Source organism: Pseudocolwellia sp. G5-9 (assembly GCF_055808995.1).
The window spans coordinates 3330967-3343743 of record NZ_CM147893.1; the positions used below are offsets into that span (position 1 = coordinate 3330967).

12 protein-coding genes and 1 riboswitch are annotated in these 12777 nt (G+C 37.7%); of the genes, 6 read left to right on the forward strand and 6 right to left on the reverse strand.

Features of this window, described 5'->3' with window-relative positions:
- Window positions 1–124: 124 nt before the first annotated feature.
- Complete coding sequence (locus AC0L5Q_RS14360) at window positions 125–691, reverse strand: DUF4166 domain-containing protein (RefSeq protein WP_473610082.1); 567 nt, start codon at window positions 689–691, stop codon at window positions 125–127.
- A gap of 216 nt (window positions 692–907) precedes the next feature.
- Between AC0L5Q_RS14360 and AC0L5Q_RS14365 the strand changes: the two genes are divergently transcribed.
- Window positions 908–1441 carry a PEP-CTERM sorting domain-containing protein gene (locus tag AC0L5Q_RS14365; RefSeq protein ID WP_473610085.1) on the forward strand — a complete coding sequence of 178 codons (534 nt, stop codon included), beginning with the start codon at window positions 908–910 and terminating at the stop codon, window positions 1439–1441.
- Between the two features lie 62 nt (window positions 1442–1503).
- On the opposite strand, the gene AC0L5Q_RS14370 is transcribed toward AC0L5Q_RS14365, so the two are convergent.
- The 5 genes from AC0L5Q_RS14370 to AC0L5Q_RS14390 form a co-directional block, all read right to left on the reverse strand.
- Entirely contained in the window at window positions 1504–2001 is a 498-nt protein-coding gene (locus tag AC0L5Q_RS14370) for a 2TM domain-containing protein (protein ID WP_473610089.1), read from the reverse strand.
- A 235-nt stretch (window positions 2002–2236) separates the two neighbouring features.
- Window positions 2237–2863, reverse strand: coding sequence for a HutD/Ves family protein (locus AC0L5Q_RS14375; protein WP_473610092.1), 627 nt, complete (start codon window positions 2861–2863; stop codon window positions 2237–2239).
- On the reverse strand, window positions 2844–3692 hold the full coding sequence (gene fghA / locus AC0L5Q_RS14380; protein ID WP_473618313.1) for an S-formylglutathione hydrolase: 849 nt from the start codon (window positions 3690–3692) through the stop codon (window positions 2844–2846). The genes AC0L5Q_RS14375 and fghA overlap by 20 nt, the downstream gene beginning before the upstream one ends.
- Window positions 3693–3711: 19 nt before the next feature.
- Entirely contained in the window at window positions 3712–4845 is a 1134-nt protein-coding gene (locus tag AC0L5Q_RS14385) for an S-(hydroxymethyl)glutathione dehydrogenase/class III alcohol dehydrogenase (protein WP_473610094.1), read from the reverse strand.
- A complete protein-coding gene (locus AC0L5Q_RS14390) occupies window positions 4826–6535 on the reverse strand; it encodes a M1 family metallopeptidase (protein WP_473610099.1) in 1710 nt (569 codons plus the stop codon). Before AC0L5Q_RS14390 ends, AC0L5Q_RS14385 begins: the two co-directional genes overlap by 20 nt.
- 141 nt (window positions 6536–6676) lie before the next feature.
- Window positions 6677–6775, forward strand: a riboswitch (TPP riboswitch).
- Between the two features lie 97 nt (window positions 6776–6872).
- Here AC0L5Q_RS14390 and thiC point away from each other — a divergent pair.
- The 5 genes from thiC (at window position 6873) to thiE (ending at window position 12768) form a co-directional block, all read left to right on the forward strand.
- Entirely contained in the window at window positions 6873–8849 is a 1977-nt protein-coding gene (gene thiC, locus AC0L5Q_RS14395; protein ID WP_473610102.1) for a phosphomethylpyrimidine synthase ThiC, read from the forward strand.
- Between the two features lie 8 nt (window positions 8850–8857).
- Window positions 8858–10081, forward strand: a complete 1224-nt coding sequence (locus AC0L5Q_RS14400; protein ID WP_473610106.1) for an FAD-dependent oxidoreductase — start codon at window positions 8858–8860, stop codon at window positions 10079–10081.
- Between the two features lies 1 nt (window position 10082).
- The gene (gene thiS, locus AC0L5Q_RS14405) at window positions 10083–10304 is read left to right on the forward strand and encodes a sulfur carrier protein ThiS (RefSeq protein ID WP_473610110.1); all 222 of its coding nucleotides are present in this window, start codon (window positions 10083–10085) and stop codon (window positions 10302–10304) included.
- 18 nt (window positions 10305–10322) lie between these two features.
- Window positions 10323–11123: a thiazole synthase gene (locus AC0L5Q_RS14410; protein ID WP_473610114.1), complete on the forward strand. Its 801-nt coding sequence runs from the start codon at window positions 10323–10325 to the stop codon at window positions 11121–11123.
- 103 nt (window positions 11124–11226) lie between these two features.
- Window positions 11227–12768: a thiamine phosphate synthase gene (gene thiE, locus AC0L5Q_RS14415; protein WP_473610118.1), complete on the forward strand. Its 1542-nt coding sequence runs from the start codon at window positions 11227–11229 to the stop codon at window positions 12766–12768.
- Window positions 12769–12777: the final 9 nt, after the last annotated feature.

The window sequence follows — 12777 nt, forward strand, 5'->3', positions numbered from 1 at the left end:
ACGTAATAGCTCAATTAAAAAACCTGCAATAATGCAGGTTTTTATTTATATAACAGTAAATTAACATCTATAAAATCGCATACCATGGAAAGTATATGCAGCATCGGTAACTTTATATGTCACATCAAATAGAATGCCTATGTTCATTATACTGCGCATCTAATATTCCACTATAAGAAACAAGGTTCCCCAAAAGAGGGTAAGTAAATGCAACATGGAATTTGTATTTCCCATTTTCAATCGTTTTAAATGCTTTAGACTTGGGGATTAGCCATAGTGGTATTGGAATACCAAATAATGAAATATGTAAACAACGCCAATACCAACCACCATTAATAATGTCTACTGTTAGTTTCATTGTTATAGGTCCTGTTTTTTCTAACCAATAGCCATTGGTAATATTATTAACAGGGGTAAATAATGATGCTACAAGGTTATTATCATTAAACCTTCTGTTCCAGTGTAGACCTTTCTTTGAGTGTGAAATAGCAACACGTAGTTTATGTACTCCTTGTTCAGGAAGTTCCATTTTTTTAGCTAATCGCTTACCTATAAAACCTGATAAGCCGGTGCCATAGATTATATCAACATCACCTAATAACTCTCCTCCAAATACATGAAGCTTCTGTAAAAGGGGATCTAAATTCACAAAATCTTTATCAAACCAGTGACTGACTATCTTGTTTTGCAAATGAACCTCTGAAACGGTAAATAACTAGGAAATATAAAAGGGTATAGAAACGTGAAAATGCGAACAACATTTATTTTTAATAAAATGTTTATACTGTCCATTTTTTTTACACAAATTTCATAATAAATAAAAAAGTATATTGAATACAATGCATTACAGTGTGGCTTGATTTGTGCTTTATATTTTATAAATACAACAAATAATTGGAACATAAACATGAAAAAATATTTAGCATTGATAGCTATGCTTATAATTTGCGGAACAGCAAATGCAGGACTAATAACTTTGTCTGAAACTCAATCACAAACAGTTGCTGGAGAAAATTTTGTTTTTAATTTTTCTGCTTTAGCGCCTTCTGATGGAAGTGGTGGTGTATTGGAGTTCTTAATTAGAGGTGATTTTACTATTGGTGCTACCCTTGGTGAATCCTTTGATTTTGATGTTGAATCTGTTCTAAGTGGTTCTGGAATTCAAGCGACAGCAAGTAATTTGGTTACAAGTTTTAGTAGTGATGATAATTTATTTAAAGTGTCTCAGAGCATATCTGCTGCAGATTTAAATTTATTGTTGAATGACTCTTTAATAGTTGTAAATGTGGATTTTGCAAGCGGTGTTAACCTAAACCTAAGCACAGCATTTATTACAACTAGTATTCAATATAACGACACACTTACATCTGTCCCTGCGCCAGCATCACTAATATTATTTGGTCTTGGTTTAGTTGGATTTGCTTTATCAAGAAGAAAGTAATTAAGATAAATTAAATATGTTATTTTTTAATAGGGCCAATTGGCCCTATTTTTATACATTATTTATAACTTTCTACCTAATCGCTTTTCTATTTGTTTTTTTTCCCATTCAGGGCTGAAAAAATTGAATACTTCAAATACAGAAAGCCCGTGTGAAACAATACCAATACCCCAGAAAATAGCGGTCCATATAAACCATATATGATTTGGGTTTGTAAACATATTCACTAAAAACAATCCCACGATTACACATACATAGGTAACTAAATGGGAGTAAAAGTCTTTAATATCTTTTACATGTTTAATGGCGCTTTCTTCTTCGTGTGAAATTGACGCATGGCCTGCTGCTGATTGTGGTTGAGCTGTATCGTTGTTCATATCGTTCTCCTGTGTTAAATCAGTTATCTCTACTTCAAAAACAGCAGCTAAAGACTTTAAAGATTCAACACTGGCATTTTGACCTCGTTCAATTCTCTGAATGGTGCGAATACTTAACCCGCTAAATTCAGATAATTGCTCTTGAGACCAGCCTTGTTGTAACCTTAATTTTCTAACTATCATTATTTCTTCCTTAGCTGTTATCTGTTTCGTAGTTTGACTGATAAATGATGCTTTGCACCACGTCACTAACACGTCAGACATATGACAATACTTTAATATCAATAAGTTACCATTTATCTGTGGCAGGTTAAAGTCATGTTTATTATTGTAAGTATTAAACAAACCATATAACTTTTTCAATATGTTGCATGTATATTGGTTTGCAAAAAGGATATTTTATGAAGTAAGTGTGACTTTATTGTTGGTATAAATAAACCACAATTAAATGTGTGCCTGTTAGGCTCGCGAAGATATTGTTTTGAGTTTGGCAGGCCGGCTGTATTTTTAATAAGTGATCCGCAGGTAATTTAATTACTTCTTTTGTATCACTAATGATCAACTCAGCATCACGATATAAGCTGTAAACAAAACATAAATCGGCTTGTTCTAGCGGATAATTAACTAGTTTATGTTCAGCTATTACGTTGGTATTAAAACCTTCTGTACGGGTAATAACATTAAAATCGGTAATGTCGCCTGAATGTAAATTACCTACAGTTTTATCGTCACCGTTAAAGGTAGCCATATCGAGTAGGTTATTTAGCTTATCTATTTTACTGTCGTTGTGCTGTAGGTTAATACCGTTACCGTCAATTAAAATTAGGTGACGGGTATAGCCAGCAAAGTTTGAAAATACGCCATCTTCAATCACACTGGCTATACTTAAACACCAATCAAAATCATCTAATGTTCCCCCTACATTTATCGCCAGTTCAGTGGTTTCACCTAAGCCGTTTTTCCACGGAACTGTTTTAAATTGTTTAGGGGGAATAATTTCTATCACATGTTTCTCAGTAAACTCATTAGATAATGTGTTTAGCATGAAAACGTAAATGGTTTTCAATAAAGCTGGCGATAAAAAAGTAGCTGTGATCATAGCCCTCATGCTGATTTAGCGTCAGGTCGTAGTTAACACTTTTCGCTGCTGCTAATAAGTTTTCAGGTTTAAGCTGTTCTACTAAAAAATTATCAGCTAAGCCTTGTTCAACTAACATGGGTAAGTGTTGTGCAGATTTTTTGATGAGTTCACATGTGTCGTATTCTCGCCAAGCTTCTACATTGTCACCTAAGTATGCTGTTAATGCTTTTTGACCCCAAGGGCAGTTAATAGGATTAACAATAGGGCTAAAAGCAGATACCGACGAATAGCGTGATGGGTTTTTAAGTGCAATAGTTAATGCGCCATGGCCGCCCATTGAATGTCCGCTAATGGATCGTTGTTGTGAAACAGGAAAATTAGCTTCAATTAAACCAGGTAACTCGTTTACCACGTAATCATACATTTGGTAATGATCCGCCCAAGGTGCTTGAGTTGCATTTACATAAAAACCAGCACCTTGTCCTAAGTCGTAACCTTCATCATTGGCGACATCTTCACCACGCGGGCTAGTGTCCGGACATACAATCGCCATGCCTAATTCAGCGGCAATACGCTGCGCTCCGGCTTTTTGTACAAAGTTTTCATCAGTACAGGTTAAGCCTGAAAGCCAGTATAAAACAGGAACTTTATTAGTTTCGCTGGCTTGGGGTGGCAAGTAAATAGCAAATTGCATAACACAGTTTGTGCTACTTGATTGATGAGTAAACTGCTGTTGTTTACCTTCAAAAATTTTAGTTTCGCTCGTTTTTGTTAAAGTAGAGTCAGTTAACATAATATTATTTTCAGCCATTTTATTTATGATCAAAGTGAATTACGCTGCGAATACTCTTACCTTCATGCATTAAATCAAAAGCATCGTTAATGCCTTCAAGAGACATAGTATGAGTAATAAAGTCGTCTAACTTAAATTCGCCCGCTAAGTAACGCTCTACATATTCAGGTAACTCAGTGCGGCCTTTAACCCCACCAAATGCTGTACCACGCCATACTCGACCAGTTACTAATTGGAAAGGACGTGTTGAAATTTCTTTACCTGCCCCCGCTACACCAATAATAACCGACTCGCCCCAACCTTTATGGCAACACTCAAGAGCTGAGCGCATAATGTCAACGTTACCAATACATTCAAACGAGTAATCTACGCCGCCATCGGTTAATTCTACGATAACGTCTTGGATCGGTTTGTCGTGATCTTTCGGATTAATACAATCCGTTGCGCCTAATTTCTTAGCAAGTTCAAATTTGCTTTCGTTAATGTCTATAACAATAATGCGTGAAGCTTTTGCCATGGTTGCGCCAATAACGGCTGAAAGGCCAATACCACCTAAACCGAAAATAGCAACCGTATCGCCTTCTTCAACTTTAGCGGTATTCATTACTGCGCCCATACCTGTAGTAACACCACAACCTAATAAACACACTTCTTCAAGTGGTGCTTTAGGATTTACTTTAGCGAGTGATATTTCAGGTAAAACGGTGTACTCAGAAAACGTTGAACAACCCATGTAATGATAAATAGGTTGGCCGTCTTTATAAAAGCGTGTAGTGCCGTCAGGCATTAAACCTTTACCTTGCGTTTCACGTATTTGCTGACACAAATTAGTTTTACCCGACAAACAGAATTTACACTCACGACATTCAGGTGTGTAAAGTGGAATAACGTGATCGCCAACCGCAACGCTAGTTACGCCTTCACCAACTTGTTCAACAATACCACCGCCTTCATGACCTAAAATAGCAGGAAAAATGCCTTCTGGATCTTCTCCCGAGAGGGTAAATGCGTCGGTATGACAAACACCCGAAGCAATAATTTTAACTAATACTTCGCCTTTTCGTGGCAGCATTACATCAACTTCTTCAATACTTAAAGGTTGATTAGGGCCCCATGCTATGGCGGCTTTTGATTTAATAAATTGGTCTGTCATGATTAATACCTTTAATCTGCTTATTACCTAATATATTTAATGTATTCACATAAAAATTAGGGTCTATGGTAATTGATGGATCTGCTGTTGTTAATTCAATTTCAGCCCACTCAGATGTAGGCGTGATCCATTTTTCTTTATTATTAATAAATATTTTAACAGGCATATTAAAATCTTTAACGGTATTACTCCATTTTATTTTTAATATTTTATCTTTAACAAAAAACTCAAAGGTAGGAATTCGTACATCTCTTAAGTATTGGTTAAATACTTTAGAAAAATCTAGGCCAGTATGCTCATTAATATAATGTTCTACTTGTTGAGTAGTCACCGTTTTATGGAAAAATTCTTTATTCAAACCGCGTAATAGATTACGCCAAGTGGTATCGTTATTCACGATTTGTCTTATGGTATGTAACATATTGGCACCTTTGTCGTACATATCGCTTGAACCTTCTTGATGAACATTATACTTGCCAATAATTGGGCTCGTATTTTGAATATTCAACCGTTGGCCTCTAACATATTCAAAGGCTTTTTCTTTGCCAAAATGATATTCAACAAATAGGTTTTCTGAGTAGCTCGTAAAGCTTTCATGTATCCACATGTCGGCAATATCAACACTGGTTATATTATTGGCAAACCATTCGTGTCCTGTTTCATGCACAATAATAAAATCAAACAGTAAGCCAACACCTGTTTGACTACGGTCTGAACCTAAATAACCGTTTTTATAGCCATTGCCATAAGTCACAGAACTTTGATGTTCCATACCTAAATAGGGCGCTTCAACTAGCTTGTAGCTATCTTCATAAAAAGGATAAGGACCAAACCAATATTCGAGTGCTTCAATGGTGCGTTTAGCTTCTGCAAATTGCTTTTTGGCCTTGGTTAAATTATCGCGTAAAACATAATAATTCATATCAAGTTTGCCGTTTTCGCCTTGGTAAACTTCATTAAAATTAACGTAATCGCCAATGTTAATATTTACGCCATAATTATTTATTGGATTAGTTACTTTCCAGTGATAAGTTTTCGTTTTAGCGGTTTTGTTATGTTCAATTTTAATTAATCGACCGTTAGATACATCAAACAAATGCTCAGGCACTTCAACACTTATTAATACGCCGTTATCAGGTTCGTCGTAGGCATGGTCTTTATTAGGCCACCAAATACTAGCACCTAAACCTTGGCAAGATGAAGCAATAAAATCGATATCGTTTTCGTCTTTATTCCACGTAATACCTCCATCCCAAGGTGCTTTTACCGCTTCTTTTGGAATACCTGAAAAATGCATCACTACTGCATATTCTTTACCTATTTCGGCATTAGGCTGAGTATTAATAAAATACGAATAACCTTGTTGAGTAAATTTTAAAGCTTGGCCATTTTGTGTGACTTTTTCTAATATCAAAGGTTGCTGAAGTTCTATTTGCAGAGGTTTTTGTTGGCTTAATACACGATACTTCATGGTGTTAGTGCCTGAAATAGATTTACTTGCAGGATCAACGTTAATATCAAGATGGTAATGAGTTAAATCCCACCACGCGCGTTCTGGTGTAATAGAACCACGTAAAATATCTTGTTGCGAAACTTCATCGGCAGCAGAAAAAAGTTGTTTGGCAAAAGCTTGTGGTGCAAAGCATAAAATAAAAATGAGCAGCGAGCTAAATAGAGTAGTTATTGTCATAGTTGTTACATATCAGTTGTTATCCTTTCAAGATAATATCAACGATATTGGGCATTACAACACCATAACCGTTGAAATAACATTTGCGTGCGCTTAAGTGTTCACGTTAGAATCATGCTACGTTTAGCTTAGGCTAACGTAGAAAACTTGTCGGAGTGCCAAAGGGCTGAGATCGCGAAAGCGGGAACCGTAGAACCTGATTAGATTAACATCTGCGAAGGGAACAAGTACAAACATCGAGTATCTATTGCTTGGTGTTTCACTCGTTTATACCAAAAATATACCCAATACAGCTCCGCCTATTTTTTATTGATTATAATTAAATAAGGTGAGAGAAATGACAACAGAAAACAAACCACAAACCAGACGCGAAAAACGTGAAGCTGCTGAAGCTTTTCTAAAAAACGTGTCAGATCAATCGTTTCCTAATTCAAAAAAAGTGTATGTGCAAGGCAAAATTCACGATATCAAAGTGGGTATGCGTGAAATTACCTTAACAGACACTTTATTGCCTGGTAGCGCAAAAGATAATCCTCAGTACGAAAAAAATGCGCCACTATGTGTTTACGATACCTCAGGTTTTTATACGGACGAAAACGTAGAAATTGATGTACACAAAGGTATTCCGCGTTTACGTGAAAGCTGGATTGAAGGCCGTAACGATGTTGAAGTACTTGATTCAAAAACATCGGTTTATACTCAGCAACGTTTAGCTGATGAAGGTTTAGACCACCTACGTTTTGAACATTTACCTAAAGTACTACGTGCTAAAAAAGGTAAAAACGTTTCGCAAATGCATTACGCCAAACAAGGTATTATTACGCCAGAAATGGAGTATATCGCCATTCGTGAAAACCTTAAGCGTGAAGAAGTTAAAGACGAAATGTTACTGCAACAGCACAAAGGTCAGTCTTTTGGTGCGAGCATTCCTGAGCAAATTACCCCTGAATTTGTACGTGATGAAGTGGCTCGTGGTCGCGCAATTATTCCTGTAAATATTAACCACCCTGAATGTGAGCCTATGATTATTGGTCGTAACTTTTTAATTAAAGTAAACGCCAACATTGGTAACTCAGCGGTAACTTCTTCCATTGAAGAGGAAGTTGAAAAGCTGGTTTGGTCAGCTAAATGGGGCGCTGACACCGTAATGGATTTATCAACAGGGCGTAACATTCATGAAACTCGTGAGTGGATTTTACGTAACTCGCCAGTACCAATTGGCACCGTACCTATTTACCAAGCGTTAGAAAAAGTAAACGGTGTAGCTGAAGACTTAACGTGGGAAATTTTCCGCGATACCTTAATTGAACAAGCTGAGCAGGGTGTTGATTACTTTACGATTCATGCCGGCGTATTATTACGTTACGTACCTATGACGGCTAAACGTGTAACAGGTATTGTTTCGCGCGGTGGCTCTATCATGGCTAAATGGTGTTTAGCGCATCATAAAGAAAACTTTTTATACACTCACTTTGAAGACATTTGTGAAATTTTAAAACAGTACGATGTGTCATTCTCATTAGGTGATGGTTTACGTCCCGGTTCGGTGGCAGACGCTAACGACGAAGCACAATTTGCTGAACTACATACGCTAGGCGAATTAACTAAAATCGCTTGGAAGCATGATGTTCAAACCATTATTGAAGGTCCAGGTCACGTGCCATTGCACATGATTAAAGCTAACATGGAAGAGCAACTTGAACACTGTGGCGAAGCGCCATTTTATACCTTAGGCCCATTAACGACTGACATTGCACCGGGTTACGACCACATTACTTCTGGTATTGGTGCGGCTAACATTGGTTGGTATGGCTGTGCCATGCTGTGTTATGTAACACCTAAAGAGCATTTAGGTTTACCCAATAAAGACGATGTAAAAGAAGGCTTAATTACTTACAAAATAGCGGCTCATGCTGGCGATTTAGCGAAAGGTCATCCGGGTGCTCAAATTCGTGATAATGCGATGAGTAAAGCGCGTTTTGAATTCCGTTGGTACGATCAATTCAATATAGGTTTAGATCCTGAAACAGCTAAGTCTTACCACGATGAAACCTTACCGCAAGAATCAGGAAAAGTAGCTCACTTTTGTTCAATGTGTGGCCCTAAATTCTGTTCAATGAAAATATCTCAAGAAGTGCGTGATTACGCCGCTGATTTAGAGTCAGGTCAAAAGATTGAAATTCAATTATTAGATGAAATGATTGTATTAGACGCATCTGCAGCAGCCCAATCTGAAGTAGAAAAGGGCATGGCAGAAAAATCAGCTGAATTTAAAGCCACAGGTAGTGAAATTTACCACCCTGCAAAAGCGTAATAATTGTTGTGAGCATTAATATAGCCATTATTGGCGCTGGCTTAATGGGAAGACTTATAGCCCTGTCGTTAATGCGACAAGGTTATAAGCCAACCTTGATAGATAAAGACGACACCAATGCACGTAATAGTGCAGCTTACGCGGCTGCAGGATTACTTACGCCACTAGGCGAAGCTATGCATTGCGAACCTAATATTGTTGAAATGGGGTTGGAATCTCTCAAGTTGTGGCCAGAGTTTTTAGCCACACTTGACGAGTATACTTTTTTTCAGCATGAAGGGGCTATAATGGTCAGCCATACGCAAGATCAAGGTGATTACTTACATGTGGCTCGTTACCTTAAAAACCATTACCCACAATACCCAACACAAGCATTAAATCGACAACAGCTTGAATCTCTTGAACCTGAATTAGGTCGTTCGTTTAACCAAGGACTGTATCTTCCACAAGAAGGTCAAATAGGTAATCGAAAGCTGTTAATTGCCTTAAAAACCCAATTACAACAATCATCCGTGCATTGGTTAAGTGAAACCGAAGTGGTTGATATTGAAAATGTTGAACGGGGTTGCCTGTTAACTTACCGATCTGTAAAAACTAAGGATGCTAAAGCAATTACGCAAACATTCGATTTAGTCATTGATTGTCGAGGTACAGGGGCAAAGTCGTTGTCGAGTTCGGCTAGCGGTAATAATAAAAGTAATTTGAAAGATTTACGTGCAGTACGTGGCGAGCTATTTCAGTTGTTCGCACCTAACGTAAATATTTCTCGACCTATTCGGTTGATGCATCCACGTTATCAATTGTATATAGCACCTAAAGGCAAAGGGTTTTATGTTGTAGGAGCAACCGAAATTGAAAGCGATGATACTTCTCCAATGACGGTTCGTTCAGCGATGGAATTACTGAGTGCAGCTTATAGTGTTCATCCGGGGTTTGCAGAAGCCAATATTCGACAGCACGTTAGCCAGTGTCGTCCAGCTTTTAGTGATAATCAACCTAAAATTATGACCAACCAGCGTCTTATTCAAGTAAATGGCTTATATCGTCATGGTTTTTTAATCGCTCCTGTTGTACTTAAGCAGCTTGAGTCTTTGATTAGTGTTTTAAAAGAAAGCTATAGCAAGGGTGAAGAACCTAATGAAAGTGAATACTCACATTTTAAGTATTCACATTTATTGCCTATTACTTGTAGTGAGCAAAGTCGGGTAAATGAGATAGAGAACATAATCTAAGATGAATATTTTTATTAATGGTGACCGATTTACCATCGAAAATAGTGAACACAGGAACGTTTTTGTTGCTAACGCATTGCAGCAATTTTTAAATGAAGATCAACAACAAACAACTTTTGCCGTAGCGCTGAATAGCGACTTTGTCGGTAGGGGTGATTATGGCAGAACCCCGCTTAAAGAAGGCGATAGCATTGATGTGCTATTTCCTATTCAAGGTGGATAACGCGTTAGGTATTAATTTATGTCATTAACAATTTACGGACAAACATTAAATAGTCGGTTACTTATTGGCAGCGCGCTGTATTCGTCGCCTCAAATAATGAAAGACGCCATTTTAGCCAGTGGTTCGCAAGTGGTTACTTTGTCGTTAAAAAGACAAAATCCAGCAGATAACTCAGGCGTTAAAATTTGGCAATACATACAAGATATTGTTGCCCAAACTAACGGATTTTTATTACCGAATACGGCTGGCTGTAAAAGTGCGAAAGAAGCCATAACACTCGCCAAAATGAGTCGAGAAATTTTCGATACTGACTGGATTAAGCTCGAAGTTATTGGCGACGATTACAATTTACAGCCAGATCCCATCGAATTATTAAAAGCAACCGAGCAACTGATTGCGGATGGCTTTAAAGTGTTACCCTACTGTACTGATGATCTAGTACTTTGCCAAAGGCTGAGTGATTTAGGTTGTGAGGTGGTTATGCCTTGGGCCTCGCCAATAGGAACAGGTAAAGGATTAATGAATCCTTATAACCTTGAAACTATACGTTTGCGCTTACCTAATACCACGCTGATTTTAGATGCTGGTATTGGTAAACCGTCTGACGCATGTTTGGCTATGGAAATGGGTTACGACGGCGTACTACTCAATAGCGCAGTAGCTTTAGCGGATAATCCGGTAGCGATGGCAAAAGCGTTTGCTTTGTCGTTACAGGCAGGGGAGTTGGCCTATGTAGGTGGTGTTATGCCAGAGCGACAGACAGCTCACCCATCGACACCGACATTAGATACGCCGTTTTGGCACCAAAATAGCTCATAAATACTGCGATAATTGACTATTTTGTTGGCTCACTACTTGCTGTATCAATTAATTAGAGTGATATTTTTTATTATAAACATTAAATAATTTGAGAGTTGAATATATGATGACATCTAATAAACCGATTGTTTGGACTATCTCTGGCAGCGATTGCTCTGGTGGCGCTGGAATAGCAGCTGATATTAAAACAGGTCATGCGCTTGGGGTTGATGTTTGTCATTTAAGTACAGCGAATACGGTGCAAAACTCTCAAACTTTGCTGTCGGTTAATCCTGTCGATGTAGACATTTTAGCGCAACAAGCACAGTTATTATTAAACGATAAAATGCCAAGTGTGATCAAAATAGGTTTGCTGGCGAATATTGAACAAGTTGCTTGGTTGGCCGATTTTTTGGCGACGTTAAAGCAACATCATCATTCCATTAAAGTGGTGTACGATCCTGTTGGTCATGCTTCGGTAGGTGGTAAGTTTTCTAATTTATCTGTAGTGGAACTTGCACCCTTATTGAGCGTTATCGATGTTATAACGCCTAATAGTCAAGAAGCACAATGGTTAGCAGGTTTAAATAGCGACAACATAAAAAATTTAGCTGAACGCATTATTGGATTAGGTGTAAAATCGGTCATCATAAAAGGTGGGCATCCATTAACAAAGTGTGTACCTAATAATATTTCTTGTTTAGATTACTGCTTACATACCTTAACAGATGTCGACTTAAGTAAAATGAGTCAAGACAAAACCATAGAGTACGGTTTACGCTCAATTAAAGTTGATACTGATTATAGCCATGGTGGCGGTTGTAGTTTTGCGAGTGCATTCGCTGCTTTTGTTGCTCATGGTCATTTGGTACGAGATGCTTTTACTTTGGCTAAAGCTTTTATTAATAAAGGGTTAAGTAAAAACAAAGGTAAACATGATCACTACGGCGCTTTTGAACAAACCACTTGGCCGATTCAAAAAGAGTATTTTCCCGTAGTTTCAACAGATATTAATGACAAATACTGCGAACTTAGCGCATTTAAATCGTTAGGTTATACACGAAACAAACAAAAGTTAGGTTTATATCCGGTTATTGATTCACTTTATTGGTTAGAGCGTTTGTTGCCGCTGGGGTTACATATTGTTCAGCTACGCATAAAAAATAAAACTGAAGCCGAGTTAGATGCAATTATTGCTCAAGCGGTCGAATTAGCAAAAAACTATCCTGATACTCGCTTATTTATTAACGATTACTGGCAGTTGGCAATAAAACATGGTGCTTATGGCGTACATATTGGTCAGGAAGATTTACAAACCACGCCGCTTGATCAAATACATAAAGCAGGTTTACGTTTAGGTATTAGCACCCATGGTTGTTACGAGTTTTTATTAGCACAACAGTTAAAGCCCTCGTACTTGGCGATTGGCGCTATTTATCCAACTAAAACTAAAAACATGACAGGGCAAATTCAAGGCGTTGAAAACCTAGCTGATATTTTAGCGTTAAGCACTGATATTCCAGTTGTTGCGATTGGTGGTATTAATCATGAAAGAGCGCCTGAAGTTTTAGCAACAGGCGTAGATAGTATTGCGGTGGTTACTGCTGTTACAGAAGCTGAAAGCCCTGAAAATTCAGTAAGATTCTTTCAAAATCTATTAGCCTAATAGGATTTA

Coding starts and splice junctions, on each gene's coding strand:
- AC0L5Q_RS14365 (WP_473610085.1), top strand. CDS start 908: ATGAAAAAATATTTAGCATTGATAGCTATGCTTATAATTTGCGGAACA.
- AC0L5Q_RS14370 (WP_473610089.1), bottom strand. CDS start 2,001: ATGATAGTTAGAAAATTAAGGTTACAACAAGGCTGGTCTCAAGAGCAA.
- AC0L5Q_RS14375 (WP_473610092.1), bottom strand. CDS start 2,863: ATGCTAAACACATTATCTAATGAGTTTACTGAGAAACATGTGATAGAA.
- fghA (WP_473618313.1), bottom strand. CDS start 3,692: ATGTTAACTGACTCTACTTTAACAAAAACGAGCGAAACTAAAATTTTT.
- AC0L5Q_RS14385 (WP_473610094.1), bottom strand. CDS start 4,845: ATGACAGACCAATTTATTAAATCAAAAGCCGCCATAGCATGGGGCCCT.
- AC0L5Q_RS14390 (WP_473610099.1), bottom strand. CDS start 6,535: ATGACAATAACTACTCTATTTAGCTCGCTGCTCATTTTTATTTTATGC.
- thiC (WP_473610102.1), top strand. CDS start 6,873: ATGACAACAGAAAACAAACCACAAACCAGACGCGAAAAACGTGAAGCT.
- thiS (WP_473610110.1), top strand. CDS start 10,083: ATGAATATTTTTATTAATGGTGACCGATTTACCATCGAAAATAGTGAA.
- AC0L5Q_RS14410 (WP_473610114.1), top strand. CDS start 10,323: ATGTCATTAACAATTTACGGACAAACATTAAATAGTCGGTTACTTATT.
- thiE (WP_473610118.1), top strand. CDS start 11,227: ATGATGACATCTAATAAACCGATTGTTTGGACTATCTCTGGCAGCGAT.